Here is a 26,061-nt window from a genome sequence, read left to right on the forward strand (position 1 = left end):
CGTCACTCATCTGAACCGACGTGGCCCTCCCATGAAACGCATCACCGTGATCGATTCCCATACCGGCGGCGAACCGACCCGACTGGTCACCGACGGTTTTCCTGACTTGGGCCAGGGCAGCATGGCCGAGCGCAAGCAACGCCTGGCAACGGAACACGACGCGTGGCGCAGCGCCTGCGTGCTCGAACCGCGGGGCAGCGATGTGCTGGTGGGGGCGCTGCTCTGTGAGCCGGTGGACCCCAGCGCCTGTGCCGGCGTGATCTTTTTCAATAACAGCGGCTACCTGGGCATGTGCGGCCACGGCACCATCGGCCTGGTGGCGTCACTGGCCCACCTGGGCCGGATCGGCCCCGGCGTGCACAGCATCGAAACCCCGGTAGGCACGGTACAGGCAACCTTGCACGAAGACCGCTCGGTGAGCGTGCGCAACGTGCCGGCCTACCGTTACCGCAAGGCCCTGGCCCTGGAGGTGCCCGGCATCGGCCAGGTGGTGGGCGACGTGGCCTGGGGCGGCAATTGGTTTTTCCTGGTCGCCGAACATGGCCAGCGAGTGGCCGGCGATAACCTCGACGCGTTGACCGCCTACACCTACGCCGTGCAGCAAGCCTTGGAGCAGCAAGGTTTTCGCGGCGAGGACGGCGGCCTGATCGACCACATCGAACTGTTTGCCGACGACCCGCAAGCCGACAGCCGCAACTTCGTGCTCTGCCCGGGCAAGGCCTATGACCGCTCCCCTTGCGGCACCGGCACCAGCGCCAAACTGGCGTGCCTGGCGGCCGATGGAAAACTGCAACCGGGGCAGATCTGGCGCCAGGCCAGTGTCATTGGCAGCGAGTTCGAGGGCTCCTACGAGCGCTCGGGCGAGCGCATCGTGCCGACCATTCGCGGTCGCGCCTACATCAGCGCCGAAACCACACTGATCATCGAAGCGGATGACCCGTTCGCCTGGGGCATTCGTCCGTGAGCGAGGGCCATGTCGCCGACGTGATCATCATTGGGGCGGGCATCATCGGTGCGGCCTGCGCCCAGGCGTTGGCCCGACGCAACGTCAACGTGTTGGTGCTGGACGCCGGTTGGCACGGCGCCACGGCGGCCGGCATGGGGCACCTGCTGGTGCTCGATGACAACCCGGCGGAACTGGCCCTCAGTCAATATTCCCTGCAACGCTGGCGTGAACTGGCCCCGGCCCTGCCCGACGGCTGCGCCTGGCGTAACAACGGCACCTTGTGGCTGGCGGCCAATGCCGAAGAAATGGCGGTGGCCCACACTAAATACCTGAACCTGCTGGCCCATGGCGAAACCTGTGAATTGATCGGCAATGCCGCGCTGCATCAGCGCGAACCCGAACTGCGCCCGGGGCTGGAAGGTGGGCTGCTGATCAAGGGCGACGGCATCCTCTACGCCCCGGCGGCCGCGCGCTGGATGCTGGACGCGCCGAACATTCGCCAGCAACGGGCACAGGTCAGCGAAGTCGACGGCGCTCGCGTGCGCCTCGATGATGGGCGCTGGTTGAGCGCCGAAGCGGTGGTCCTCGCCAATGGCATCCAGGCCACTGAATTGTGCCCGGAACTGCCGATCGTGCCGAAGAAGGGCCACCTGCTGATCACCGATCGCTACCCCGCTACCGTCACCCACACCCTGGTGGAACTGGGCTACGTCACCAGCGCCCATAACGCCAGCGGACCGTCGGTGGCGTGCAATATCCAGCCGCGCCCAACCGGGCAATTGTTCATCGGCGCCTCGCGGCAGTTCGGCACCGTCGACCCGCAGGTGGAAGGCTGGATGCTGGCGAAGATGCTCAAGCGCGCCGTCGAATACCTGCCAGGGTTGGCGCATCTGAACGGCATCAGGGCCTGGACCGGTTTTCGCGCAGCGAGCCCCGACGGCTTGCCCCTGGTGGGCCAACATCCACAGCGCCAGGGACTGTGGCTGGCGGTAGGTCACGAAGGCCTGGGCGTCACCACGGCGCCGGCAACCGCCGACCTGCTCGTCGCGCAGCTGTTCGACGAAACCTCACCACTGGCCGCGCAGCCTTACCTGCCGCAGCGTTTTTTGGGAGAACCGGCCCATGCCTGAATTATTCCTGGACGGCCGCCCGCTGTCCGTCGCCAACGGCACCAGCGTCGCGGCGGCATTGGCGTTGGGCGCGGATGGTTGCAGTCGCACCTCGGTCAGCGGCCAGCGCCGAGCGCCGTTGTGCGGCATGGGTATCTGCCAGGAGTGCCGGGTGCTGATCGACGGCCGTCGCCGCCTGGCCTGCCAGACCCTGTGCCACGACGGCATGCAGGTGCAGACCCGACCATGAACGAAACCACCGACCTGCTGATCATTGGCGCCGGCCCCGCCGGCATGGCCGCCGCCCTCGCCGCGGCCAGCAGCGGCGCGCGCATCGTGCTGCTGGACGACAACCCGCTGCCCGGTGGGCAGATCTGGCGCGACGGCCCCCAGGCCAACCTGCCCAGCGCCGCCCGACGCCTGCGCGAGCAACTGCAAACCTGCGCCAACGTACGCTGCCATGCCGGCACCCGTGTGATCGCCTGCGCGGCGGATAAAACCTTGCTGGTGGAAGATGCCGAGCGCGGCTGGCAGATCAGCTACGAGCGCGTGATCCTTTGCACCGGTGCCCGTGAGTTGTTGCTGCCGTTTCCCGGCTGGACACTGCCCGGCGTGACCGGTGCTGGCGGCTTGCAGGCGCTGATCAAGGGGGGCTTGCCGGTGCGCGGCGAACGGCTGGTCATCGCCGGCAGCGGCCCCTTGCTGCTGGCCAGCGCCGCCACGGCAAAGCATCAAGGTGCTCAGGTGCTGCGCATCGCCGAGCAGGCCAGTCGCACCGCTGTTGGCGGTTTCGCCGCGCAACTGCCGCGCTGGCCGGGGAAGTTTTTCCAATCGTTCAATCTGTTCGACTGGCACTACCGTACCGACACCCATGTGGTGGAAGCACTCGGTCGGGAACGGCTGGAGGGCGTGCGTCTGCATCAACAAGGCAAGACGATTGAATTGGCCTGCGACCGGCTCGCCTGTGGCTTCGGGCTCATTCCCAATACCCAATTAGGCCAGGCCCTGGGCTGCGCGGTTGAAGACCAGGCGCTGGCGGTTGACGCCTGGCAAGCGACCACTCGCCGTGAACATTACGCGGCAGGCGAATGCACCGGTTTTGGCGGCAGCGAACTGGCGCTGGTGGAAGGCGCCATCGCCGGCCATGCCGCCGTCGGCAATAGCGCAGCTGCCCAGCAGCTGTGGCCGCGCCGTGCACGTTGGCAGGGTTTCGCCCGGGCCTTGAACACGGCGTTCGCCCTTGATCCACGGCTCAAGACCCTGGCCCGCAGCGACACCCTGGTCTGCCGCTGCGAAGACGTACCGTACGGCGAACTGGTCGGCCACGAAAACTGGCGCGAAGCGAAACTGGCAAGCCGCTGCGGCATGGGCGCCTGCCAGGGCCGAGTGTGCGGCGCCGCCCTGGAACACCTGTTCGACTGGACACCACCGACACCCCGTCCACCCTTCAGCCCGGCGCGAATCAACACCTTGCTGAACCTGGAAGAAACCCCACCCACCTGAACCCGACACACATCCCATCCTGACCTGCACAACCACAAAACCTGCATTCAGCACCGATCCCCTGTGGGAGCGAGCTTGCTCGCGATAGCGGTGGGTCAGCTTGCGGTGATGTTGGCTGTGCCGCCGTCATCGCGAGCAGGCTCGCTCCCACATGGGTTCCTGCGGTGCCTGCAAAGTCGAAGTTCAGCGCAAATCCCTGTGGGAGCGAGCCTGCTCGCGATGGCGGCGTGACAGGCAGCACATTTTCGACTGACACTGCGCCATAGCTCCCACAAAAAAGACAACGCCGGCCATGTACCCCTCGCTCACTTCCCTAGCCCCCTGCGACCTCGACACCCTGCTGCGCAGCCTGCAGCCTATCGCCCCGCTGCTGGACACCCTCGCGGACGTGGTGTTTTTCATCAAGGACAAGCAGGCCCGCTACGCCTTCGTCAACCAGACCCTGGCCCGCCGCTGCGGTTTCAAACACAGCGGCGACCTGCTCGGCCTCACCGCCGAACAGGTGTTCCCCGAGCGCTTCGGCCCGCTGTACACCGAACAGGATCACCGGGTGCTGGCCAGCGGGCGGGAGTTGGCCGACCAGCTCGAACTGCATTTGTACTACGGCAACCAGCCCGTCTGGTGCCTGACCCACAAGCTCGCCCTGCACGATCCAGACGGCCAGATCGTCGGCCTGGCCGGCATTTCCCGCGACCTGCAACTGCCGCAATCGAGCCATCCGGCGTTCCACAAACTGGCGGCGGTGGACGCCCATATCAAGCAGCACTTCGCCCGCCCCATCAGCCTCGCCGAGCTGACCGCCATTGCCGAATTATCGGTGGCCCAACTGGAGCGGCACTGCAAACGCATCTTCCAACTCACGCCGCGGCAGATGATTCACAAGGCACGACTGGAAGAGGCCTCACGGCTGTTACTCGACAAAGACCTGCCGATCACCGAGATCGCCCTGCGCTGCGGTTACACCGACCACAGCGCCTTCAGCCGCCAATTTCGGGCCCTGACCAGCCTGTCGCCCAGCCAATATCGCGAGAATCAGCGCTGATTCTTGTTCCCTGATGGGGCGTCGGATCCCGTGGCTGCTCCCATCTGTAACACCCCGCCCCAGCAGCGCCTTCTCGCCCTGCTTGTTACCGCCCGGCATGAAAGCCTCTAGACCAGCCCTCCGGTGGCATTACTACGACTCTGCCAGAAACAGGCACGTTGATTGCTTATCTAATATCGTATACGAAATCCTCAATACGATATCTCACCGCATTTATTCGACAGCGAGGCATTTATGAAAAACCCTGCATTGGCCGTAGCCCTCAGCGTTGTCCTCACCCCGCTTTTCATCGCCCCCGCCCACGCCGACAAGCTCGATGACATCATCGGCTCCGGCAAGCTGCGTTGCGCCGTGACCTTGGACTTTCCCCCGATGGGCTTTCGCGATGAAAGCAACAAGCCGGCGGGCTTCGACGTGGACTATTGCCACGACCTGGCGAAGGTCCTCGGTGTAGATGCCGAAGTGGTGGAAACCCCATTCTCCGACCGAATCCCCGCGCTGCTGTCCGGCCGCGCCGATGTCATCGTCGCCTCCACCTCCGACACCTTGGAGCGGGCCAAGACCGTGGGCCTGACCGTGCCCTACTTCGCCTTCCAGATGGTGGTGCTGACTCGCGACAACACCGGCATCAACAGCTACGCCGACCTCAAGGGCAAAGCCCTGGGTAACACCAGCAGCACCTACGAAGCCATCGCCCTGGAGAAGGACCAGAAGAGTTGGGGCAGCGGCAGCTTCCGCGCCTACCAGTCGCAGAACGACACCTTGCTGGCCGTCGCCCAGGGGCACATCGATGCCACCGTGGTGACCAACACCGTGGCCGCCGCGACCATCAAGTCGGGCAAGTACAAGGGCTTGAAGATCGCCGGTGACGCGCCCTACGTCATCGACTACGTGTCCCTCGGCGCCAAGCGCAGCGAATACGGCCTGCTCAACTACCTCAACCTGTTCGTCAACCAGCAGGTGCGCACGGGTCGCTACAAGGAACTGTTCGTCAAATGGGTGGGCACCGACATCCCACCGGCCAACCTGACCGTTCCCCAGGTCTACTACTGAGGATCGGCGCATGCCAAGCACGCCTGTCCGTGTGAAAGGCCGCAGCCTGGTGGAGGGTGCCGCCCAGGGCGCCCTGCTGTTCGCCGACGTGGGGCTGAGTTTCTGGGGCGGGGTCGATCCAGCCAGCGGCGAAGTCATCGACCGCCACCATCCATTGAGTGGTCAGCGCCTGGCCGGGCGCGTGCTGGCGATCCCCAGCGGACGCGGCTCCTGCACCGGCAGCAGCGTCTTGATGGAACTGATCAGCAACGGCCACGCACCGGCGGCCCTGGTGCTGGCTGAAGCCGATGAAATCCTGACCCTGGGCGTGCTGGTGGCGCAGGTGATTTTCCAACGCTCGCTGCCGGTGGTGTGCGTGGGGCATGAGGCCTTCAATGGACTGCGCGGGCAGGGTTTCGTGCGCCTGGAAGGCGACGTCCTGACATTGTCTGGCCGGCCGCCAAACGACGGTTGGCAAGGTTCTGACCCAGCGCCGCAGCCGCCCACGTCCTCAACCCTGGCGCTGAGCGAACAGGACCGGGCGTTGCTCGACGGCACCCACGGCAAGGCCGCCCAAGTGGCGATGCAAATCGTGCTGCGCATGGCCGAGATCCAGGGCGCCACACAACTGCTGGATGTGACCCAGGCCCACATCGACGGCTGCATCTACACCGGCCCGGCCAGCCTGCGCTTTGCCGAACAACTGGTGCAGTGGGGGGCGAAAGTTCGCGTCCCCACCACCCTCAACTCCATTTCCGTGGACCAGCGACGCTGGCGGGAACTGGGCGTCGATCCGGTCCTGGGCGAACCGGCCAGTGCCTTGGGCGATGCCTACATGGCGATGGGCGCGCAACTGAGTTTCACCTGCACCCCCTACCTGCTGGACAGCGCGCCAAAGGCCGGCGAACAAATCGTCTGGGCCGAATCCAACGCCGTGGTCTACGCCAACAGCGTGCTGGGCGCGCGCACGCAGAAGTACCCGGACTTCCTCGATATCTGCATCGCCCTGTGCGGACGGGCACCGTTGACCGGCTGCCATCTCGACGACCAGCGCAAGGCCCGGCTGATCGTCGACGTGCCGGCGCTGGGTCACGTGGATGACAGTTTCTATCCGCTGCTGGGTTATCACATCGGCAGCCTGGCGGGCCGGCGCATCCCGCTGATACGTGGGCTGGAACATGCCGCACCCACCCTGGACGACCTCAAGGCCTTCGGCGCAGCGTTCGCCACCACCAGCGCCGCGCCGTTGTTCCACATCGCCGGGGTAACGCCGGAAGCCCTCGACCCTGCCGATGTCCTGGAGAACGACGTCAGCTTGCCGCAGGAAAGCGTCGATGCCGCAGGCCTGCTTGCCAGTTGGCGTGAGCTCAACAGCGCCCGGGACAACTGGGTGGACGTGGTGTCCCTGGGCAACCCGCATTTCTCCCTCAGCGAATTCGCTGCCCTGGCGACCTTGTGCACGGGCCGGGTCAAGCATCCGTATGTGGTGCTGGCGATCACCTGCGGCCGGACAGTGCTGGAGCAGGCCCGCAAAGCCGGGTATCTGGCCGCCATCGAGACCTTCGGCGCGGTGCTGGTGACCGATACCTGCTGGTGCATGCTGGGTGAACCGGTGATTCCGCCCCACGCCACCACGCTGATGACCAACTCCGGTAAATACGCCCACTACGCACCGGGCCTGGTCGGGCGTGGGGTGCACTTTGCCGCCCTCGCCGAATGCGTCGAGGCCGCCTGCACCGCCTCGACCCGCGGCCAGCCGCCGACATGGCTGCAACCCATCGCCCGCAGGGGGAGCCCGACTCATGTTTGACTACAGCTTCCAATGGCGCCCGGCCTTGCGCGCCCTGCCCGACATGCTCGCCGGGGCCTGGGTGACGTTCGAGACGGCCGCGCTGTCGATGATTTTCGGCGTGCTGATCGCCCTGGTGCTGACGGTGATGCGCCAGGCCCCGAATCGCTTGCTGCGGGGCGTGGGCAATGGCTGGGTGTCCATCGCCCGCAACACGCCCTCGCTGTTCCAGATCTACATCCTCTACTTCGGCCTCGGCTCCCTCGGGCTGCACGTCAGTTCCTGGCTGGCCTTGCTGGCCGGGATCACCTTCAACAACGCCGGCTACCTGGCGGAAAACTTTCGCGGCGGCCTCAAGGCTGTGCCCAGTACGCAAATGCGCGCCGCCCGCTCCCTGGGGATGAGCGCCTTCCAGGCCTATCGGATGATCATCGTCCCACAACTGTTGCGCATCGTGTTCTACCCGTTGACCAACCAGATGGTCTGGGCGGTGCTGATGACATCCCTGGGCGTGGTCGTCGGCCTGAACAACGACCTCACCGGTGTCACCCAGGAATACAACGTCAAGACCTTCCGCACCTTCGAATACTTCGCCCTCGCGGCGCTGCTGTATTACCTGATCGCCAAGCTGATCGTCGGGTTGGCCCGGCTGTTGTCCTGGCGGTTGTTTCGTTATTGAGGAGGTGGGTCATGTTTTCTACAAGCCTCAGCGTTAACGACCTGCTGTACCTGCTCGAGGGGGCCTGGGTCACGCTGCAACTGACCGTCTGGTCGATCCTTTTGGGCACCCTCGCCGGGTTGCTGTTCGGTCTGTTGCGGGCGTTGTTGCCGCGGGCCAGCCTGCCACTTGCCTGGTTGCTGGACGTGTTCCGCAGCGTGCCGCTGCTGATCCAGTTCGTGCTGTTCAACTCGCTCAAGAGCATCGCCGGCCTGAACCTCAGCGCCTTCGCCGTCGGTTGCATCATCCTCGGCGTCTACGCCGCGGCTTACTTCACCGAGATCGTCCGCGGTGGCGTGCTGGCGGTGCCGTTGAGCACCCGTCGGGCCAGTCGGTCACTGGGCCTGAGCTATGTGCAGGACCTGCGTTTCATCGTCCTGCCGATCGCCACGCGGGTGGCCTTTCCCGGCTGGCTGAACCTGGTGCTGGGCGTGATGAAAGACACCGCCCTGGTGATGTGGATCGGCATTTTCGAATTGCTGCGGGCATCGCAAACCATCGTCACGCGCATTCAGGAACCCCTGCTGGTGCTGTGCATCGCGGGCCTCATTTACTACGTCATGAGCCTGGTGGTCGCCCGCCTCGGCGCACGCCTGGAAAGAAGGTGGCAGGAAAATGATTGAGATCGAAAACGTGCACAAATCCTTCGGTGACCTGGAAGTGGTCAAGGGGGTGAGCCTGACGGTGGACAAGGGTGAAGTGGTGTCGATCATCGGCGGTTCCGGCTCCGGCAAGTCGACCCTGCTGATGTGCATCAACGGCCTGGAACCGATCCAGAAAGGCAGCATCCGCGTGGACGGCATCGAGGTCCATGACCGCGCCACCGACCTCAATCGCCTGCGGCAGAAGATCGGCATCGTGTTCCAGCAATGGAACGCCTTCCCCCACCTGACCGTGCTGGAAAACGTGATGCTGGCGCCGCGCAAAGTGTTGGGCAAAAGCAAGCAGGAGGCCGAAGCACTCGCGGTGCAACAGCTTGAGCATGTGGGCCTGGGGGACAAGCTCAAGGCCTTCCCCGGCAAGCTTTCCGGCGGCCAACAGCAGCGCATGGCCATTGCCCGGGCGCTGGCGATGTCGCCGGACTACATGCTCTTCGACGAAGCCACCTCGGCCCTCGACCCGCAACTGGTGGGTGAAGTGCTGGACACCATGCGCATGCTCGCCGAAGACGGCATGACCATGGTGCTGGTGACCCACGAAATCCGCTTCGCCCGGGACGTGTCCGACCGCGTGGCGTTCTTTTGCAATGGCCGGGTTCATGAGATCGGGCCGCCGGACCAGGTGATTGGCAATCCGGTGCAGCCGGAGACGGCGGCTTTTCTCAAGTCGGTGAAATAGCCGATGGCCCCTTCGCGAGCAAGCTCGCTCCCACACTGTTTCGTGTGCACCACAAAACCCTTTGTGGGAGCAAGGCTTGCCCGCGATGAGGCCCGAATAGACAACCCAAGGATTTGACCCATGCGCTCATCAAAAATCATCCATGTCGTCAGCTGCCACGCCGAAGGCGAAGTCGGCGATGTGATCGTCGGCGGCGTCGCCCCTCCACCCGGCGCCACGGTGTGGGAACAGTCTCGCTGGATCGCCCAGGACCAGACCCTGCGCAACTTCGTCCTCAACGAGCCCCGCGGCGGGGTGTTCCGCCACGTCAACCTGCTGGTGCCAGCCAAGGACCCGCGGGCGCAAATGGCCTGGATCATCATGGAACCGGCCGACACGCCGCCGATGTCCGGCTCCAACTCGTTGTGCGTCGCCACCGTGCTGCTGGACAGCGGCATCCTGCCAATGACCGAGCCCCAGACCCGCCTGGTGCTCGAAGCGCCGGGCGGCCTGATCGAAGCCGTGGCCGACTGCCGCGACGGCAAGGTGCAACGGGTCGAGATCAAGAACGTGCCCTCCTTCGCCGACCGCCTCGATGCCCGGATCGAAGTCGAGGGGCTGGGCTCGTTGCAGGTTGACACCGCCTACGGCGGCGACAGTTTTGTCATCGTCGACGCCCAGAGCCTGGGCTTTGCCATTCGCCCGGAGGAAGCCGCCGAACTGGTGGCCGTGGGCTTGAAAATCACCCGCGCCGCCAACGAACAACTGGGCTTCGTGCATCCACTGAACCCCGACTGGTCGCACATCTCGTTCTGCCAGATTGCCGCGCCCATCGTCCAGGAAAACGGCATCGCCACCGGGGCCAATGCGGTGGTGATCCAGCCCGGCAAGATCGACCGCTCGCCCACCGGCACCGGTTGCTCGGCGCGCATGGCGGTGCTGCACGCCAAGGGCTTGATGCAGGTCGGCGAGCGTTTTATCGGCCGCTCGATCATCGGTTCCGAATTCCACTGCCGCATCGACTCACTGACCGAAGTGGCCGGACGCCCGGCGATTTATCCGTGCATCGCCGGACGGGCGTGGATCACCGGGACGCATCAGTTGTTGCTCGACCCGGCCGATCCGTGGCCCGAGGGCTACCGGCTTTCGGATACCTGGCCGGGCGCATGACTTTCAGATTCACCCAAAACCCTTGTGGCGAGGGAGCTTGCTCCCGCTGGACTGCGAAGCAGTCCTGAAGACTGACAACTCGGTGTATCAGTCAGATCCTGAGGGCCGCTTCGCGACCCAGCGGGAGCAAGCTCCCTCGCCACAAAAGCACTATCAAAAACGGAGACAACCATGAGCAAACGCATCAACTGGAGCGGCGTCTTCCCTGCCGTCACCACTCAATTCAACGATGACTTTTCCATCAACCTGGAAAAAACCCACCAAGTGATTTCCAACGTCATTCGTGATGGCGTTTCCGGCCTGGTGGTCTGTGGGTCGGTGGGGGAAAACACTTCCTTAAGCGCCGAGGAAAAAATCGCCGTGACCGAAGTGGCAGTGGACGCTTCCCGTGGCCGCGTGCCGGTGATCTGCGGCGTGGCCGAATTCACCAGCGTGCAAGCCGCCAAGGTTGCCAACGCAGTGCGCAAGGTCGGCGTCGACGGGGTGATGCTGATGCCAGCGCTGGTCTACGGCTCCAAGCCCTTCGAGACCGCCGAGCACTTCCGCTACGTGGCCCGGCACGCCGACGTGCCGTTGATGGTCTACAACAACCCGCCGATCTACAAGAATGACGTGACACCGGACATCCTGATTTCCCTGGCCGATTGCGACAACGTGGTGTGTTTCAAGGATTCCTCCGGCGACACCCGGCGCTTTATCGACGTGCGCAACGAAGTCGGTGATCGCTTTGTGTTGTTCGCAGGCCTTGATGATGTAGTGCTGGAAAGCCTCGCCGTGGGGGCCGAAGGTTGGGTCTCAGGCATGTCCAACGTGTTCCCGCAGGAAGGCGAGACCATTTTCCGCCTGGCCCGCGCCGGACGCTTCGCCGAGGCGATGCCCATCTACGAATGGCTGATGCCGATCCTGCACCTGGACGCCCGCGCCGACCTGGTGCAATGCATCAAGCTGTGCGAAGCCATCGCCGGCCGCGGCAGCGCCCTCACCCGCCCACCGCGCCTGGCGCTGCCGGAAGCGGACCGGGTGTATGTGGAGCAGATCATGGCCAAGGCCCTGGCCAATCGGCCGGTGTTGCCGGATGTGGGGCTTTAGGACTGCCCCCTGAGGTAAGGGCGCCCTGTGTGGGAGCGGGCTTGCTCGCGAAAGCGGTCTATCTGATATGACTATGCTGTGTGTGCCGCCGTCTTCGCGAGCAAGCCCGCTCCCACAGGATTTGTGGCGGACATGATAGGGAGGCTTCCCATGAATTATTTCCTGGCCCAGGCCCTGAACAACCGATGGGCCAACCACAGGCTGCTCAGCGCCTGCGCGAATCTGAGCGAGGCTGACTACGCGGCGCCGCGCACGGGGTTCTTCCCGTCCATCCAAGCCACGCTGTGCCACATCCTGGAAGTGGACCGTTATTACCTCACCGCCCTGGAAGGCGACCGGGACGGCCAGATAAAGGACTTTTCTGAAACCCTGGCCTTTGCCCAACTGAAGCAAAGCCAAACCCAGACCGATCAGCGGCTGGTGGCGTTTTGCGAAACCCTGCGGGAAAAAGACCTCGCCCGCTCCGTCGACCTGGTGCGTGTCGACGGTGTGGTGCAGGAACGAATCGACCGGCTGCTGTTGCACCTGTTCGAACATCAGATCCATCATCGTGGACAGGTTCACACCATGCTCAGCGCCACCCACGTCGCGCCGCCACAACTCGATGAGTTTTTTCTCGACTGCGACCGACCGTTTCGCAAGAACGAGGAGCAACTGCTTCAATTGGATGAACGGCGGGTCTGGCGCGAATACCTGCCTGGTTGAACGGATCACCCAAAGGAGACCTTGCCATGAACTTCATTCTTCGTAGCATCGGTTTGGCATTGATGCTGGTCGCCACGGCGGCCCTTGCCCACCATGGCTGGAGCGAATACGACGCCAGCAATCCCCTGACGCTCGAAGGCACGATAAAGGAAGCCGGTTATTCCCATCCCCATGGCTACGTGCGCCTGCAAACCACGGACAAAACCTGGACCGTCGTGTTGGCCCCGCCGTCACGCATGGAAAATCGGGGCCTGAGCAAAGACATGCTCAAAGCGGGTAACCGCGCCACCGTGGTCGGCTATGCAAACCGCAACAAACCCGACGAGTTACGCGCCGAACGCATCACCATCGACGACAAGACCACCGAGTTACGCTGATGCAGGCCTCCCAGGCAGGCTCAGCCCAAGGCTGGATGGACCGTCTGAGCGATTCGTCCCTGGCGTTGGCCATGCGCAGCGAGTTGTGGCTCTATCCGCTGGTGGAAGTGGTGCACATCATCGGCTTTTCGATATTGGTCGGCGCGGTGTTGATGTTCGACCTGCGCCTCCTCGGGCTGTCCAAGGGCATCGCCGTGACCGCACTGGCCCGCCACCTGCTGCCCTGGGCCGTTGCGGCCCTGCTATTGATCGTGCCTGCCGGGTTGATGATGTTCAGTGCGCATCCCCACGACTTCGCCGGCAACAACGTCTTCATCCTCAAACTCTGCCTGATCGCGGCGGCGGGCCTCAACGCCCTGCTGTTCCACGTTGGAACCTACCGCTCGGTCGAGCAATGGAACACCGCCCACAAGGCGCCCGGTCTGGCCAGAATTCAAGCTCTGGTGTCCATGGCGCTATGGATCTCGGTCATTCTCTGCGGTCGATTGCTGGCCTATACCTGAACTACACCTGAAAAAAAGGCGATGGCCGCTGCCGGCCATCGCCAAATCGCCCACCCGGGCGCTCTCAGATCCGTGCGGGAGACACGATGATCTTCACGTTGTGCTCCTTGTTGTTCACCAACTCCTCGAAGCCCTGCCCGACGATCTCCTCCAACTGGATGCGCCCGGTCACCAGCGGTGAGATGTCCAGGCGTCCGTCGGCGATGAAGGCAATCACATCGGCGAACTCACCGTTGTAGGCCAGCGCGCCCAGCACTTGCTTCTCCGTGGAGACCAGCTCAAAGAAGTTGAACTCGCTCGGTTCCTCGAAAATGCCCACTAATACACACTTGCCGGCCTTGCGGATCAGGTCGATGGCCAGTTTGGCGGTGTGCTTGTTGCCGATGCATTCGAAACTGACATCGGCCCCCAGGCCAGCGGTCAGGCGGCGGACTTCGGCCAGGGCATCGCATTCGTTCGGATCGATCACATGGCTGGCCCCGACTTCCAGGGCCTTGGCCTTGCGCGCACCAGACATTTCCAGGGCAATCACCTGGGCCGCCCCGGCGGCCTTGGCGCACATGATGGTGCACAGGCCGATGGTGCCGGCACCGACCACCACCACGTTCTGGCCCAGCAGGCTGCCGGCCTTTTTCACCGCATGCATGCCCACCGCCAATGGCTCGATCAACGCACCGGCCTCGGCCGGGAAATCGGCGGGCAGTTTGTAGAGCAGGTTGGCCGGTACGTTGACCAGTTCGGCGAACGCACCGTTGTTCATCAGCCCGGTGAAGGCCAGGTTCTCGCAAATGTTGTAGAGCCCGTGGGTGCAGTAATAGCAGGTGCCGCAGTGCTGGCAGGCGTCCGCCGCCACTGGCTCGCCGACAGTGAAGCCTTCGACACCGGCGCCCAGTTCGACGATCTCGCCGCAGAACTCATGGCCGAGGATGCACTGGCCCTTGATCCCGGTCAGCGGGTGTGGCGCGTCCACCGGAATGAACACTGGCCCGGCCACGTATTCATGCAGGTCGGAGCCGCAGATGCCGCACCACTGCACGCGGATCTGCACCCAACCGGCGGGCGGCGAAACCGGCAGTGGCACGTCTTCGACGCGGATGTCGTTGCGGCCATGCCAGACGGCGGCGCGCATGCTACGGGTCGGCTTGATTGAAACGTTCATAACGTTGCCTCCAGAATTTTGTAGGAACGACGACGCATGTCGCCGCCCGCTTGATCAGTGCTGCTCGATGAACCCGAGGATCAGCCGGTTGACCTGCTCGGCCGCTTCCATTTGCACCATGTGGCCCTGGCCGGAGAGCACCTCGACCTGGGCACTCAGCCCGTCGCTATGGGCCGCCGGGATGATCGCGTCATCGCTGCCCCAGATCACCAGGGTCGCTACGTCGCCGGTCTGCACCACTTCGCGCAGATCCACCTGTTGGCGGCCGTCGGCGAACAGCGTCGCTGACAGTTGCTGCAGCGCCGCGTCCACGCCCTCCAGGCGCTTGTACTTGAGCATGTCGTCGAGCATCTGGCGGTTGACCAATTCGGCATTGGAAAACAGTTGCACCAGCTGCGGCTTGAGGGCGTTGCGGTTGGCCGCTTCGACAAAACCTTGCAGGTAGCTGCCGTTGATCTGCGCGCCCAGCCCGGCGCTGCCGATCAAGGTCAGCGACCGGACTCGCTGGGGCATCAGGCGTGCGGCATTCAGCGACACCGCCCCACCCATGGAATGCCCAACCAGATGCACAGCGTTGATGTCCAGGTGATCGAGCAAGGCCTGCACCACGCCGCTCAGTTCGTCCAGGTCGCCGCGTTGCAGGGCTTTCGAAGATTCCCCGTGGCCCGGCAGATCCAGCGCAATGACTCGACGCCCAACCGCCAACGCCTCATGGTTGAACAACCAGTTGTTCAGGTCGCCGCCGAAACCATGCACCAGCAACAACGGCGTGCCGCCCTCGCCCCGCTCGAAATAGCGGATCACCCGGCCGTCCAATTCGACTTTCTGCGGTTTCGGCCCGCTGTCTTCATCGGCTGCGTCACCGGGGACAAAGGTCGATTGGAACTGCTCGATGACCGCGTCGATCTCGGCATCGCTGGCGTCGCCGTCGACCACGATGCCGAGCAAGGCGCCGACCGCCAGGGTTTCGTCCTGGCGGGCAATCTGGCGGCGCAGGATGCCGGAAAACGGCGCTTCGACGCTGCTGGAGATCTTGTCGGTCTCCACGTCCATCACTTCATCGCCCTTGGTGATGGCCTGGCCCTCCTCCTTGAGCCAGGCGTCGACCCGGCCCTCAGTCATCGACAAGCCCCACTTGGGCATGGTCAGGGTATGAATCTGGCTCATCAGCGCTTGCTCCACTCGATCACGTTGAGCACGGCTTGTTCGATCTTCGCCGCGTCAGGGATGTACAGGTCTTCCAGCGAGTCGGAGAACGGCACCGGGGTGTGCGGCGCGGTGACCATTTCAATCGGCGCCTTGAGCGCGCCAAAGGCTTTTTGCGCCACCAGCGCCGAAATATCGGTGGCCATGGAACAGCGTGGGTTGGCTTCGTCGATCACCACCAGGCGCCCGGTCTTCTCGACACTTTCCAGGATGCTGTCCTCGTCCAGCGGGCTGGTGGTGCGCAAGTCGATGACTTCGCAGTCGATGCCACGCCCGGCCAGGCTGCGCGCCGCGTCCATCGCGGTGTTGACGGTGCGCCCGTAGGACACGAGGGTCACGTCCTTGCCGTCGCGCAGGAAGTTGGCCTCGCCAAAGGGAATGGTGTAGAGCTCTTCCGGCACCTCGCCCTGCATGCTGTAGAGCAACTTGTGCTCGCAGAAGATCACCGGGTCGTTGTCGCGGATCGCCTGGATCAGCAGGCCCTTGGCGTCGTAAGGCGACGATGGGCAGACCACTTTCAGTCCCGGAATGTGCGTCCACAACGATGTGAGCATCTGCGAATGCTGGGCGGCGGCGCGCAGGCCGGCGCCGACCATGGTGCGGATCACCAGGGGGGTGGAGGCCTTGCCGCCGAACATGTAGCGAAACTTCGCCGCCTGGTTGAGGATCTGGTCCAGGCAGCACCCGGCAAAGTCGACGAACATCAGTTCGCACACCGGGCGCACGCCACAGGTGGCGGCCCCGACCGCCGCGCCGACGTAACCGATTTCCGACAGCGGCGTGTCCAGCACGCGTCCGGGGAACTGGTCGTAAAGCCCCTTGGTAACGCCGAGCACGCCGCCCCAGGCGTCGTTTTCACCGGGTGCGCCAGCGCCACCGGCCACGTCCTCACCCATGATGAAGACGCTGGAGTCGCGGCGCATTTCCTGGGCCAAGGCCTCGTTGATTGCCTGCTGATAGCTGATTTTTCTCGCCATGATGGGATTCTCTATTGTTGTTATTCAGGAGGGCGTTCAGGGATAGCTGACGTAGACGTCGGTCAGCAGGTCCGCCGCGGTGGGCTTGGGATCGGATTTGGCCTTGTTCACGGCGTTTTCAATCAACATGTCCACTTCCTTGTCGATCTGGTCCAACTGCTCGACGGTGAGCAAGCCGGCCCGGGTGGTGCGCTCGCGGAACTGCATCAGGCAGTCCTGGTTCTCGCGAAAATGCTTGACCTCGTCGGGCGCCCGATAGGTTTGGGCGTCGCCCTCGAAGTGACCGTAGTAGCGGGTCAGCTTGACCTCGATCAGCGACGGCCCTTCCCCGGCACGGGCGCGTTCGACGGCGGCCCCGGCGGCCTCATGCACGGCAAAGAAGTCAAAGCCATCCACCGTCACCCCGGGCATGCCGAACCCGGCCGCACGGTCGGCGATGTGATCGCAGGCCACCGACCAATTGGAAGCGGTGGCTTCGGCGTAGCCGTTGTTTTCGGCGATGAACAGGCACGGCAGGTTCCACACCGAGGCCATGTTCATGGCTTCGAACACCGCGCCCTCGTTGGAGCCGCCGTCGCCGAAAAACACCACGGCAACGCTGTCGGTGCCCTTGAGCCGGGCCGCCAGCGCGGCGCCCACCACCAGCGGCGCGCCGGCACCGACGATGCCATTGGCACCGAGCATGCCCTTCTCGAAATCGGCGATGTGCATCGAACCGCCCTTGCCTTGGCAGACGCCGGTTTTCTTGCCATAGATTTCGGCCATCATCCCGTAGACATCCACGCCCTTGGCGATGCAATGGCCGTGACCACGGTGGTTGGACGCGATGCAATCGTCATCGCCCAGGTGGGCCATGACGCCGGCGGCCGAGGCTTCTTCGCCGGCATACAGGTGGACGAAACCGGGAATCTCGCCGGTAGCGAACTCCACGTGCAGGCGCTCTTCGAAAGCGCGGATGGTGCGCATCACCTGGTAGGCGTGCAGCAATTGATCGTGGGTGAGCGGTGTCGACATTTTTATTCTCCTGGGGTGTCTTCTTGAAGATTCAGAGGGTGTTGCGGGTGTTCGCGGCCGATGGCCAGCAAACGCTGTTGCGCGGCGTAGGCCAGCACCGCGTTGACGTCGATGCTCAGCGGGCCGCCGGCATCGAGGGTGACCGTGGGCCGGTCCTGCGCGTTGAATTCGATTTCCCGCTCGCCATCCAGGGCCAGGGTGCCGCTGGAGAGCGACAGGCCGTGGGCGACGCCAGGCTCCAGGGGCCCGGCAGCGAGCACGCCACAGCCTTGCAGCAACCCTGGCGCAAGCGGCACCAGCAGCGCTTCGGGGGATTGCGGGTCCAGGCGCATCCAGGCGCCACCCGGTGCCTGGCGCGACACCGGAAACCACAAGCCGCACAGCGCCGACAGGCCAATGGATTGCGGTTCGGCGAAGGTCACAAAGACTTCGGCCAGGTCCTGTGCGCGACTGATCGCCCGGGCGCCGACAAAGCGCAGCGGCGACACGGCGACGTCCACCAGGGCGACTTCGCGCAAGCCACGTCCGGCATCACAGACCAACAAGCGTTTGTTGCGGCGCAAGCCGATCGAGCCCGGCACCCGGCCACTGGCGTACAACCCGCCGGCCAAGCCGGCACTGGTGGCCTCGCGCAGTTCGGGAAAGGCGTTGTTGGTGCCGGTGGACAGGGTCAGCAACGGGATGTCCCCCACTTCGGCGGCCACCGCCTTGTGGGTGCCGTCGCCGCCAAGCACGGCAATCAGCGCCACCTCGCGCTCGGCCATCAGGCGTGCAGCCCGGCGGGTGTCTTCGACGGTCTGGCGCAGGGTCAGCTCGAGAAACTCCAGGGCCGGCCAGTGGCTGCTGCGGGCCTGGCGGCTGTGGCTGTTCTTCAGCACCGCGGCGGCCATGCCAATCATGTCGGTGGGCATCAACACCTGTTCGATGCCGGTGGCGCCGAAAGCGGCCAGCAGGCGCTGGATCACCGAGACCTTGTCAGTGCTGGAAAACAGCCCGGCATTGGCGGTCAGGCGCCGCACGTCACGGCCCGATGCGGGGTTGGCGATGATGCCCACGGTCAGTGGCCGGCGACTCATGACGCCACCGTGGAGGGGGCAGGCACACGGCCTGGGCAGGAAACCATAGACACCTCGTTGTTATTATTGGATGACCCGTCTAGCGGGCTCCAGAGGTAGAGCAAGGGCGGTGCCAGTTGTGAAAAAAACCTGCTCAAAGCCCGGGCCAGAGCGGCCCCCATGGGATTTTCGATGAAGCGAACCGAGCCCCGGTGAGACGCCCCATGTCAGCCTGCACGAGGTTTCGGCGAGACTCTGAGACGTGGCGTCTCACACCGCCCGAAGAACCCGTCGAGCTTGTCTGCACCCGGCGAACGGCGCTTAATGTGCGCACAACGATAAGAAGCTGAATCGGAGGCCCCTATGCTTTCCGCTCACTCCCGGGCGCACGTGGATTGCGTCAGCCGCGTGGTGAAAAACGCGAACCAATTGCCACAACTGCCCGTCCCGGACCTGATCCTCGACTCCTGGCGCCGATCCATGGAGCAACATCACCTGGACCCCGGTTCGCTGCAGGGCCCGCGCATCCTGTCCCAGGACGTGCTCAAGCAATGCCGTGAGCGCTCCGAGCTGTTCCTCAATATCGCCAGCGAAGAAGTGGCCCGCCTCCATGGCCGGGTCCGCGATGCCGACTACTGCGTGCTACTGACCGATGCCCAGGGCCAGACCATCGACTATCGGGTGGAAACCACGATTCGCAATGACTGCCGCAAGGCCGGGCTGTACCTGGGCACCTGTTGGTCGGAGGGCGAGGAAGGCACCTGCGGCGTGGCGGCGGTGCTCACGGCCAAGGCCCCGGTGACGGTGCACAAGCGCGACCATTTCCGGGCGGCGTTCATTGGCCTGACCTGCTCCGCCGCACCGGTCTTCGATCCCCAGGGCGAATTGCTCGGGGTGCTGGACGTCTCGGCGGTGCGCTCGCCGGATGATCGGCGCTCGCAGCACCTGATCCGGCAAATGGTGGTACAGAGCGCCCGGGAGATCGAACAGGCGTTTTTCATGAGCAGCGCCCAGGGTTACTGGGTGCTGCGGGCCCATCGCAACGCCGGCTACGTCGACAGCCAGCCGGACTTCCTGTTCGCCTGGGACGACGACGGTTGCCTGCAAGCCTTGAACCCGGCCGCCCGCCAGTACCTGCTGCAACATTACGGGCAGTTGCCGCAACACATCGGCCAGGTGTTCGACCAGCAGCTGCTGCACCGTGCCCGGGACGAAAGCCTCTGCTCGCTCGATCACGCCATGCACGGGCGCTTGAGCGCGCCACGCCAGCGGGCCAGTTCACGTTCGCGGGTGGCGATGACCCCGCTGGAAATCGATCCACGCCTGGCCGACAGCCTGCGCCTGGCGGTGCGGGTCAAGGATCGCAACCTGCCGGTGCTGATCCAGGGCGAAACCGGTTCCGGCAAGGAAGTGTTCGCCCGTCAGTTGCACCAGGCCAGCCAGCGCCGTGATCGCCCTTTCGTGGCGTTGAACTGCGCCGCCATTCCCGAAAGCCTGATCGAAAGCGAATTGTTCGGCTACGTCGCCGGCGCCTTCACCGGCGCCTCGGCCAAGGGCATGCAGGGCCTGTTGCAACAGGCCGATGGCGGCACCTTGTTCCTGGATGAAATCGGCGACATGCCGCTGGCCTTGCAGACCCGCCTGCTACGCGTATTGGCCGAGGGTGAAGTGGCGCCACTGGGCGCGTCCCGTCGCAAGGCCGTGGACATCCAGGTGATCTGCGCCACCCACCGCGACCTGGAGACCCTGGTGGCCGCCGGCGAGTTTCGCGAGGATTTGTATTTCCGCCTGGGCGGCGCGCGCTTCCAACTGCCCCCGTTGCGTGAGCGCAGCGACCGGCTGGCGTTGATCAATCGAATTCTTGCCGAGGAGTCGACGCTGTGCGGGGCAACCGTGCAATTGAGCAGCGCGGCCCTGGAATGCCTGCTCGGCTATCACTGGCCGGGCAATGTGCGCCAGTTGCGCCATGTGCTGCGCTATGCGTGCGCAGTGTGCGAAGCCAGCGTGGTCCAGCTCAGCCACCTGCCCGAGTCAATGCACCGCGCGGACGCCACCGATCACGGGCCGGAACCGAGCGCCAGCCCGGAACGCCAGGCACTGCTCGATGCCTTGGTGCGCCACCGCTGGAAACCCACCGCCGCCGCCCGGGCCCTGGGCATTTCCCGGGCGACCCTGTATCGGCGGGTAAACCTGCATGGCATCGAAATGCCAGGCCGCAGCCCGGCCTGAGGGCCTAGCGTCGCGCCAGCTCATGGCGAACACACTGTTCGTAGTAGGTCTGCTTGACCGCGACCGGCTTGAGGCGCGAAGCGCTGTTGTAGGTCTGTTCGGTAATGCCCAAGGCGGTCATGCGCATCCAGGGCCGGGGAAACTTGCGCACTTGCAGCTTCTTGCGCGCGCCGTACAGGCTGACGCCGGAAAGCTTCGAAGCTTGCGCCCCCGCCGCGATATCCGAACCCCAGCGGCACACCGACTGCTGGTTTTGCGTCAGCGCCCTGGCCTGGGCCTCGAGCGAGACGGCGGCCAGGAGAAACGTCGCCACGACCCACATAGAAATACGCATAGGTTTGTCGCCCAACTTTCTGAAAGGAAAGAAGTTTGACCTTATGTAAATGAGCAAGGGGCCAGCATTTGCACATGGCCCCTGTGGCTATGCCTTCGCCAACTACGATACCTGCCTCAAGCGATACTCAATTCTAGAAACAGATAGAGGTTATTTAGTTAACACTATGAAATTAAACTAATTTTAGTTTAAACCTATCCCTCACCACGGTCATTGCCCTGCCTTCGCCTCCTGCAACAATTGCTGGATCACCTGCTCCTGCTCGCCATAGCGTCCTTCGCCAAAATGGCTGTAGCGCACCTGCCCCTTGGCATCGATGAAGTAATGAGCGGGCCAGTACTGATTGTTGAAGGCACGCCAGATCGCATACTGATTGTCGATTGCCACCGGGTAATGGATGTCCAGCTTGCGCACCTGCTCGCGCACGTTGTCGATGATCTTCTCGTAGCCGTACTCCGGGGTGTGGACACCGATCACCACCAAGCCGTCCTTTTCATACTTCTTCGCCCAACCGTTCACATAGGGCAAGGTGTGCTGGCAGTTGATGCAGTCGTAGGTCCAGAAGTCCACCAGCACCACCTTGCCCTTGAGTGATTCGCTGCTCAGCGGGGGCGAGTTCAGCCATTGCACCGCGCCGTCCAACGCAGGCATGGTGCCCTGGGATTCGAGGGCCGGCATGGAACTTGCGCCAGCCTTGCTCACCACATAGTCGATGGCCTTGGGCACGTTCTCCAGCAAGCTTTTTTCCAAGCTGGCCGATTGTTGGGAGGAAGTCGCCGCCAACAAGCGATCATCCGCCCCGGTGCCAATCGCCACGGCCGCCAGCAACACCACCGCTCCCGTTCCCCGACGCAGCCAGGTGGTGATCGGCAGCGAGAGTTTCAGGCGTCCGACCAGTCCGCGTCCGGCCAGGATCAGTGTCCCCAGGGACAAGGCACTGCCCAGGCCGTAGGCGAGCAACAGCAGGCTGGTTTGTGCGCTGGCGCCTTGCAGCATGGCCCCGGTCAGGATCACCCCGAGTATCGGTCCGGCGCACGGAGCCCAGAGCAGCCCGGTGGCGACCCCGATCAGCACCGACGCCACTGGCGCGGCCATCCGCCCCGCCCCGGCGTCCAGGCGATTGCCCAGGCTGACCAACGGCCGCGCCAGCCAGGTGCCGACCCGACTGAAGATCAGCGACAAGGCAAACACCACCATCACCACCAAGGCCACTTGGCGGCCGACGCTGCTGGCGCGCAGCACCCACTCACTGCTGACCACCGCCAGGCTGGAGACCAGGACAAACGTCAGCACCATGCCGCCAAGGGTCAGCAGCACCGAGCCACGGGAGCGATCGGCCCGGGCGAACAGAAACGGCACCACCGGAAGAATGCAGGGGCTGAGGATCGTCAGGATCCCGCCGAGAAAAGCGATCAGAAGCATGGCAACACCTCAAAATAAAAAGCTGACATAGACCCTGTGGCGAGGGAGCTTGCTCCCGCTGGGGCGCGAAGCGGCCCTCTTTATTTTTCTGAAGCATCCAGTTGTCAGGTCGATTTCGGGGGCTGCTTCGCAGCCCAGCGGGAGCAAGCTCCCTCGCCACAAAAACAGGTCAGTTCTGGTTGCTGCAGTTGTCGGAAAGCTTGCGATAGTCCAGCGCCTGCTTGTGGCCTGCCGAATCCAGGTAGGTCATCTGGGCGTTGACCACGCCGCAGGTCGGGTTGGCGTCTTCGCTAAGGGACAGCACCTTCTGGATGTCCAGGTGGGTGCCGTAGGTGTAGGGCTGCGCCTGCACGTTGCTTTCGGCCCGGGCCGACAGGGTGCAGATGTTCAGCGCGGCGAAAAGGCAGGCGGCGTAGATGGCTTTGGTGTTCATGGCGATTCCTCGATTCAATGGGGGTTATCTGCCGAGGCCTGTTGTGTTGCCTCGATGGGTGCCATTGAATGCCGCGCAAGTATCGCGTCTGTATCGAGCCAGGTGGTTTTTTGCATCGCTGTGTATCCGTCGCGCGCCAGATACACTGCAATACAAACCGCCGCGAGCCGGGCCGGCCGGCGCCTGTAGACTGCTCATAACGAAACGCCGAGGAGCTGGACACCATGGATCATGTCGATCACGTGTTGATAGTGGATGACGATCGCGAGATCAGAGAACTGGTTGGCAACTACCTGAAAAAGAACGGTCTGCGCACCACTGTCGTTGCCGATGGCCGGCAAATGCGCGCCTTCCTGGAAACCACTCCGGTGGACCTGATCGTGCTGGACATCATGATGCCCGGCGACGACGGCCTGGTGCTGTGCCGGGAGCTGCGTGCCGGCAAGCACAAGGCCACGCCGGTGCTGATGCTCACCGCGCGCAACGACGAAACCGACCGCATCATCGGCCTGGAAATGGGCGCCGACGATTACCTGGTCAAGCCCTTCGCCGCCCGTGAGCTGCTGGCCCGCATCAATGCCGTGCTGCGCCGCACCCGCATGCTGCCGCCCAACCTGGTAGTCACCGAGAGCGGTCGCCTGCTGGCTTTCGGACGCTGGCGCCTGGACACCACCGCCCGTCACCTGCTGGACACCGACGGCACCATGGTTGCCTTGAGCGGCGCCGAATATCGTTTGTTGCGGGTATTCCTCGACCATCCGCAACGGGTGCTCAACCGCGACCAGCTGCTTAACCTCACCCAGGGCCGGGACGCCGACCTGTTCGATCGCTCCATCGACCTGCTGGTCAGCCGCCTGCGCCAGCGCCTGCTGGATGATGCCCGGGAGCCGGCCTACATCAAGACAGTGCGCAGCGAAGGCTACGTGTTCTCGCTGCCGGTGGAGATCCTCGAGGCCTCGGTATGAGCCTGTCGTTGCGCTGGCCGCGGACGCTGGCCTCAAGGTTGTCGCTGATCTTCCTGATCGGCCTGATCCTGGCCCAGGGGCTGTCCTTCGGCGTCCAGTACTACGAGCGCTACCAGAGCGCCAAGTCGACCATGCTCGGCAACCTGGAAACCGACGTCTCGACCTCCGTCGCCATTCTTGACCGCCTGCCTGCCGCCGAACGCCAGGCCTGGCTGCCGAAACTCGCCCGGCGCAACTATGGCTACCTGCTCGACGAAGGCCAGCCCGGGCAACCGATGGACCTTGCCGACGCGCCGATCTCGGTCAGTTCGATCCAGGAAGCCATCGGCCAGGCCTATGGCCTGACGTTCAAACAGATTCCCGGGCCAAAAATGCACTATCAGGCGCACCTGCGCCTGGGGGACGGCAGCCCGCTGACCATCGACGTACGCCCGGCGATGGCGCCTCTTTCGCCCTGGCTGCCGGTGGTGTTGCTGGGGCAGTTGGCGCTGTTGATCGGCTGCACCTGGCTGGCCGTGCGCATCGCCGTCGGCCCCCTGACCCGGCTGGCCGAGGCGGTGGAAACCCTCGACCCGAACGCCCATGGCGTGCGCCTGGACGAGAAAGGCCCGACCGAAGTGGTGCATGCCGCCAAAGCGTTCAACGCCATGCAGGACCGCATCGCTGCCTACCTCAAGGAGCGCATGCAGTTGCTGGCGGCGATTTCCCACGACTTGCAGACCCCTATCACGCGTATGAAGCTGCGCGCCGAATTCATGGACGAGGGGATTGAGAAGGACAAGCTGTGGAGCGACTTGAGCGAAATGGAGCACCTGGTGCGTGAAGGCGTGGCCTATGCCCGCAGCATCCACGGCGCCACCGAGGCCAGTTGCCGGATCAGCCTGGATGCGTTCCTCGACAGCCTGGTGTTCGACTACCAGGACACTGGCAAGGATGTGCAACTGTCCGGGAAAAACGCTGCGGTCATCGACACGCGCCCCCATGCCCTGCGGCGGGTGCTGGTCAATCTGGTGGACAACGCCTTGAAATTTGGCGGCGCGGCGCAGATCCAGGTGCAACTCGCCGACAACGGGCAATTGGCGATCCAGGTCCTGGACCGCGGCCCCGGGATCAACGAGCAGGAACTGGCCGAGGTGCTCAAGCCGTTCTACCGGGTGGAAAGCTCACGCAACCGGGAAACCGGCGGCACCGGCCTGGGCCTGGCCATCGCCCAGCAACTGGCGATCGCCATGGGCGGCTCCCTGACCCTGAGCAACCGCGACGGCGGCGGCCTGTGCGCCGAGTTGCGCCTGGCATTCGCAAGCTGACACGGCCCTTGTGGGAGCGGGCTTGCTCGCGATGGCGGCCTGACCGTCGGCTGGGATTTTGTTGACTGGGTACATATCCATTGCTGCGGTAACGGCGGCTTAGGGTTCCGCCCTGACGGCGGCTCACTTTTGAAAAGCGCAAAAGTAAGCAAAACGCTTTTGCCCCACCACTCGGCACCTCGCTTAGGCTCGGTGTGCCCTCACTCCGGCATTGCTCCGTGGGCCCGCCGCGAAGGGCCATCCATGGCCCAGCGCGGCTATCCCGGCATCCATGCCGGGATGCCCACTGCGCAATGCCTGCGTTCGGCCATCGTGGTTAACGGGGCGCCGAGATCAACGTCCACCGCGAGGCGGCCTACTAGCCGACCTGGCTCTCCCGGTCGTACACCCATCAGATCTGTTTGAGCAGGACCTGTGGGAGCAAAGCTTGCTCGCGAAGACAGCTGCAAATTCAACACAAATATGGATGCCTTGCCCAATCCCCCTGTGGGAGCGAGCTTGCTCGCGATAGCGGTGTATCTGCCAGCACCTGTTCAACTGACCTGACGCCATCGCGAGCAAGCTCGCTCCCACAGGGGTTGGGTATTGGATTTGGATGCGGTTTTGTATGGCAGTGTGTCTGCGGATGATCAGCATACACAAACTTGCACAATGCTGCGT

At 64.0% G+C, this 26,061-nt stretch carries 26 protein-coding genes; 18 read left to right on the forward strand and 8 right to left on the reverse strand.

Features of this window, described 5'->3' with window-relative positions; translation table 11 throughout:
- Positions 1–31: 31 nt before the first annotated feature.
- From HU749_RS17205 to HU749_RS17275, 15 genes are all read left to right on the forward strand, one after another.
- Complete coding sequence (locus HU749_RS17205) at positions 32–964, forward strand: 4-hydroxyproline epimerase (protein ID WP_095961927.1); 933 nt, start codon at positions 32–34, stop codon at positions 962–964.
- Positions 961–2,076, forward strand: coding sequence for an NAD(P)/FAD-dependent oxidoreductase (locus HU749_RS17210; protein ID WP_186650861.1), 1,116 nt, complete (start codon positions 961–963; stop codon positions 2,074–2,076). Before HU749_RS17205 ends, HU749_RS17210 begins: the two co-directional genes overlap by 4 nt.
- The gene (locus HU749_RS17215) at positions 2,069–2,305 is read left to right on the forward strand and encodes a 2Fe-2S iron-sulfur cluster-binding protein (RefSeq protein ID WP_014339133.1); all 237 of its coding nucleotides are present in this window, start codon (positions 2,069–2,071) and stop codon (positions 2,303–2,305) included. The genes HU749_RS17210 and HU749_RS17215 overlap by 8 nt, the downstream gene beginning before the upstream one ends.
- Positions 2,302–3,558, forward strand: a complete 1,257-nt coding sequence (locus HU749_RS17220) for an NAD(P)/FAD-dependent oxidoreductase (RefSeq protein WP_186650859.1) — start codon at positions 2,302–2,304, stop codon at positions 3,556–3,558. Before HU749_RS17215 ends, HU749_RS17220 begins: the two co-directional genes overlap by 4 nt.
- Before the next feature lie 292 nt (positions 3,559–3,850).
- Positions 3,851–4,600, forward strand: a complete 750-nt coding sequence (locus HU749_RS17225; RefSeq protein ID WP_186650857.1) for an AraC family transcriptional regulator — start codon at positions 3,851–3,853, stop codon at positions 4,598–4,600.
- A 234-nt stretch (positions 4,601–4,834) separates the two neighbouring features.
- Positions 4,835–5,653: an ABC transporter substrate-binding protein gene (locus HU749_RS17230; RefSeq protein WP_057452165.1), complete on the forward strand. Its 819-nt coding sequence runs from the start codon at positions 4,835–4,837 to the stop codon at positions 5,651–5,653.
- Between the two features lie 10 nt (positions 5,654–5,663).
- The gene (gene lhpI, locus HU749_RS17235; protein ID WP_186650855.1) at positions 5,664–7,442 is read left to right on the forward strand and encodes a cis-3-hydroxy-L-proline dehydratase; all 1,779 of its coding nucleotides are present in this window, start codon (positions 5,664–5,666) and stop codon (positions 7,440–7,442) included.
- A complete protein-coding gene (locus HU749_RS17240; protein ID WP_053119631.1) occupies positions 7,435–8,100 on the forward strand; it encodes an amino acid ABC transporter permease in 666 nt (221 codons plus the stop codon). Before lhpI ends, HU749_RS17240 begins: the two co-directional genes overlap by 8 nt.
- 11 nt (positions 8,101–8,111) lie before the next feature.
- Complete coding sequence (locus HU749_RS17245) at positions 8,112–8,762, forward strand: amino acid ABC transporter permease (protein ID WP_186650853.1); 651 nt, start codon at positions 8,112–8,114, stop codon at positions 8,760–8,762.
- On the forward strand, positions 8,755–9,477 hold the full coding sequence (locus HU749_RS17250) for an amino acid ABC transporter ATP-binding protein (protein ID WP_046062706.1): 723 nt from the start codon (positions 8,755–8,757) through the stop codon (positions 9,475–9,477). The genes HU749_RS17245 and HU749_RS17250 overlap by 8 nt, the downstream gene beginning before the upstream one ends.
- A gap of 120 nt (positions 9,478–9,597) precedes the next feature.
- Positions 9,598–10,626, forward strand: a complete 1,029-nt coding sequence (locus HU749_RS17255) for a trans-3-hydroxy-L-proline dehydratase (RefSeq protein ID WP_186650851.1) — start codon at positions 9,598–9,600, stop codon at positions 10,624–10,626.
- A gap of 171 nt (positions 10,627–10,797) precedes the next feature.
- Positions 10,798–11,715 (forward strand): dihydrodipicolinate synthase family protein, encoded by a 918-nt coding sequence (locus tag HU749_RS17260; RefSeq protein ID WP_003202565.1) that lies wholly within the window; start codon positions 10,798–10,800, stop codon positions 11,713–11,715.
- Positions 11,716–11,865: 150 nt separating this feature from the next.
- Complete coding sequence (locus tag HU749_RS17265) at positions 11,866–12,420, forward strand: DinB family protein (protein WP_186650849.1); 555 nt, start codon at positions 11,866–11,868, stop codon at positions 12,418–12,420.
- A gap of 26 nt (positions 12,421–12,446) precedes the next feature.
- Positions 12,447–12,797 (forward strand): DUF6152 family protein, encoded by a 351-nt coding sequence (locus HU749_RS17270; protein ID WP_079304818.1) that lies wholly within the window; start codon positions 12,447–12,449, stop codon positions 12,795–12,797.
- Complete coding sequence (locus HU749_RS17275; RefSeq protein ID WP_095961931.1) at positions 12,797–13,300, forward strand: DUF6644 family protein; 504 nt, start codon at positions 12,797–12,799, stop codon at positions 13,298–13,300. The genes HU749_RS17270 and HU749_RS17275 overlap by 1 nt, the downstream gene beginning before the upstream one ends.
- Before the next feature lie 64 nt (positions 13,301–13,364).
- Here HU749_RS17275 and HU749_RS17280 read toward each other — a convergent pair whose 3' ends face one another.
- The 5 genes from HU749_RS17280 to HU749_RS17300 form a co-directional block, all read right to left on the reverse strand.
- Positions 13,365–14,429 (reverse strand): 2,3-butanediol dehydrogenase, encoded by a 1,065-nt coding sequence (locus HU749_RS17280; RefSeq protein WP_225919188.1) that lies wholly within the window; start codon positions 14,427–14,429, stop codon positions 13,365–13,367.
- 84 nt (positions 14,430–14,513) lie between these two features.
- Complete coding sequence (locus tag HU749_RS17285; RefSeq protein WP_186650847.1) at positions 14,514–15,626, reverse strand: acetoin dehydrogenase dihydrolipoyllysine-residue acetyltransferase subunit; 1,113 nt, start codon at positions 15,624–15,626, stop codon at positions 14,514–14,516.
- Positions 15,626–16,642 carry an alpha-ketoacid dehydrogenase subunit beta gene (locus tag HU749_RS17290; RefSeq protein WP_014339122.1) on the reverse strand — a complete coding sequence of 339 codons (1,017 nt, stop codon included), beginning with the start codon at positions 16,640–16,642 and terminating at the stop codon, positions 15,626–15,628. The genes HU749_RS17285 and HU749_RS17290 overlap by 1 nt, the downstream gene beginning before the upstream one ends.
- Positions 16,643–16,678: 36 nt before the next feature.
- The gene (locus HU749_RS17295; RefSeq protein ID WP_003202577.1) at positions 16,679–17,656 is read right to left on the reverse strand and encodes a thiamine pyrophosphate-dependent dehydrogenase E1 component subunit alpha; all 978 of its coding nucleotides are present in this window, start codon (positions 17,654–17,656) and stop codon (positions 16,679–16,681) included.
- Positions 17,657–17,658: 2 nt separating this feature from the next.
- Positions 17,659–18,732 (reverse strand): ATP-NAD kinase family protein, encoded by a 1,074-nt coding sequence (locus tag HU749_RS17300; RefSeq protein WP_095961935.1) that lies wholly within the window; start codon positions 18,730–18,732, stop codon positions 17,659–17,661.
- A 342-nt stretch (positions 18,733–19,074) separates the two neighbouring features.
- Between HU749_RS17300 and HU749_RS17305 the strand changes: the two genes are divergently transcribed.
- The gene (locus tag HU749_RS17305) at positions 19,075–20,940 is read left to right on the forward strand and encodes a sigma-54-dependent Fis family transcriptional regulator (protein ID WP_046062716.1); all 1,866 of its coding nucleotides are present in this window, start codon (positions 19,075–19,077) and stop codon (positions 20,938–20,940) included.
- 4 nt (positions 20,941–20,944) lie between these two features.
- On the opposite strand, the gene HU749_RS17310 is transcribed toward HU749_RS17305, so the two are convergent.
- The 3 genes from HU749_RS17310 to HU749_RS17320 all read right to left on the reverse strand — a co-directional run bounded on the left by HU749_RS17310 (position 20,945) and on the right by HU749_RS17320 (position 23,129).
- Positions 20,945–21,274, reverse strand: coding sequence for a hypothetical protein (locus HU749_RS17310; RefSeq protein ID WP_027911912.1), 330 nt, complete (start codon positions 21,272–21,274; stop codon positions 20,945–20,947).
- A 210-nt stretch (positions 21,275–21,484) separates the two neighbouring features.
- A complete protein-coding gene (locus HU749_RS17315; RefSeq protein WP_186650845.1) occupies positions 21,485–22,696 on the reverse strand; it encodes a cytochrome c biogenesis protein DipZ in 1,212 nt (403 codons plus the stop codon).
- A 169-nt stretch (positions 22,697–22,865) separates the two neighbouring features.
- Complete coding sequence (locus HU749_RS17320) at positions 22,866–23,129, reverse strand: DUF2790 domain-containing protein (protein ID WP_095961936.1); 264 nt, start codon at positions 23,127–23,129, stop codon at positions 22,866–22,868.
- Positions 23,130–23,353: 224 nt separating this feature from the next.
- On the opposite strand from HU749_RS17320, the gene HU749_RS17325 reads away from it, so the two are divergent.
- Both HU749_RS17325 and HU749_RS17330 read left to right on the forward strand, forming a co-directional pair.
- Positions 23,354–24,094: a response regulator gene (locus HU749_RS17325; RefSeq protein ID WP_003202589.1), complete on the forward strand. Its 741-nt coding sequence runs from the start codon at positions 23,354–23,356 to the stop codon at positions 24,092–24,094.
- Positions 24,091–25,401 (forward strand): ATP-binding protein, encoded by a 1,311-nt coding sequence (locus HU749_RS17330; protein ID WP_046062720.1) that lies wholly within the window; start codon positions 24,091–24,093, stop codon positions 25,399–25,401. Before HU749_RS17325 ends, HU749_RS17330 begins: the two co-directional genes overlap by 4 nt.
- Positions 25,402–26,061: the final 660 nt, after the last annotated feature.

The sequence above is a fragment of the Pseudomonas ogarae genome (assembly GCF_014268695.2).
Taxonomy (GTDB): Bacteria; Pseudomonadota; Gammaproteobacteria; order Pseudomonadales; family Pseudomonadaceae; genus Aquipseudomonas; species Aquipseudomonas kilonensis.

Bases quoted from the DNA above. Each gene is read 5' to 3' on its own strand.
- HU749_RS17270 (WP_079304818.1), top strand. From the start codon at position 12,447: ATGAACTTCATTCTTCGTAGCATCGGTTTGGCATTGATGCTGGTCGCC.
- HU749_RS17295 (WP_003202577.1), bottom strand. From the start codon at position 17,656: ATGTCGACACCGCTCACCCACGATCAATTGCTGCACGCCTACCAGGTG.
- HU749_RS17240 (WP_053119631.1), top strand. From the start codon at position 7,435: ATGTTTGACTACAGCTTCCAATGGCGCCCGGCCTTGCGCGCCCTGCCC.
- HU749_RS17300 (WP_095961935.1), bottom strand. From the start codon at position 18,732: ATGAGTCGCCGGCCACTGACCGTGGGCATCATCGCCAACCCCGCATCG.
- HU749_RS17305 (WP_046062716.1), top strand. From the start codon at position 19,075: ATGCTTTCCGCTCACTCCCGGGCGCACGTGGATTGCGTCAGCCGCGTG.
- HU749_RS17265 (WP_186650849.1), top strand. From the start codon at position 11,866: ATGAATTATTTCCTGGCCCAGGCCCTGAACAACCGATGGGCCAACCAC.
- HU749_RS17290 (WP_014339122.1), bottom strand. From the start codon at position 16,642: ATGGCGAGAAAAATCAGCTATCAGCAGGCAATCAACGAGGCCTTGGCC.
- HU749_RS17220 (WP_186650859.1), top strand. From the start codon at position 2,302: ATGAACGAAACCACCGACCTGCTGATCATTGGCGCCGGCCCCGCCGGC.
- lhpI (WP_186650855.1), top strand. From the start codon at position 5,664: ATGCCAAGCACGCCTGTCCGTGTGAAAGGCCGCAGCCTGGTGGAGGGT.
- HU749_RS17320 (WP_095961936.1), bottom strand. From the start codon at position 23,129: ATGAACACCAAAGCCATCTACGCCGCCTGCCTTTTCGCCGCGCTGAAC.
- HU749_RS17215 (WP_014339133.1), top strand. From the start codon at position 2,069: ATGCCTGAATTATTCCTGGACGGCCGCCCGCTGTCCGTCGCCAACGGC.
- HU749_RS17205 (WP_095961927.1), top strand. From the start codon at position 32: ATGAAACGCATCACCGTGATCGATTCCCATACCGGCGGCGAACCGACC.
- HU749_RS17255 (WP_186650851.1), top strand. From the start codon at position 9,598: ATGCGCTCATCAAAAATCATCCATGTCGTCAGCTGCCACGCCGAAGGC.
- HU749_RS17260 (WP_003202565.1), top strand. From the start codon at position 10,798: ATGAGCAAACGCATCAACTGGAGCGGCGTCTTCCCTGCCGTCACCACT.
- HU749_RS17245 (WP_186650853.1), top strand. From the start codon at position 8,112: ATGTTTTCTACAAGCCTCAGCGTTAACGACCTGCTGTACCTGCTCGAG.
- HU749_RS17250 (WP_046062706.1), top strand. From the start codon at position 8,755: ATGATTGAGATCGAAAACGTGCACAAATCCTTCGGTGACCTGGAAGTG.
- HU749_RS17330 (WP_046062720.1), top strand. From the start codon at position 24,091: ATGAGCCTGTCGTTGCGCTGGCCGCGGACGCTGGCCTCAAGGTTGTCG.
- HU749_RS17225 (WP_186650857.1), top strand. From the start codon at position 3,851: ATGTACCCCTCGCTCACTTCCCTAGCCCCCTGCGACCTCGACACCCTG.
- HU749_RS17285 (WP_186650847.1), bottom strand. From the start codon at position 15,626: ATGAGCCAGATTCATACCCTGACCATGCCCAAGTGGGGCTTGTCGATG.
- HU749_RS17275 (WP_095961931.1), top strand. From the start codon at position 12,797: ATGCAGGCCTCCCAGGCAGGCTCAGCCCAAGGCTGGATGGACCGTCTG.
- HU749_RS17280 (WP_225919188.1), bottom strand. From the start codon at position 14,429: ATGCGCGCCGCCGTCTGGCATGGCCGCAACGACATCCGCGTCGAAGAC.
- HU749_RS17315 (WP_186650845.1), bottom strand. From the start codon at position 22,696: ATGCTTCTGATCGCTTTTCTCGGCGGGATCCTGACGATCCTCAGCCCC.
- HU749_RS17325 (WP_003202589.1), top strand. From the start codon at position 23,354: ATGGATCATGTCGATCACGTGTTGATAGTGGATGACGATCGCGAGATC.
- HU749_RS17310 (WP_027911912.1), bottom strand. From the start codon at position 21,274: ATGCGTATTTCTATGTGGGTCGTGGCGACGTTTCTCCTGGCCGCCGTC.
- HU749_RS17230 (WP_057452165.1), top strand. From the start codon at position 4,835: ATGAAAAACCCTGCATTGGCCGTAGCCCTCAGCGTTGTCCTCACCCCG.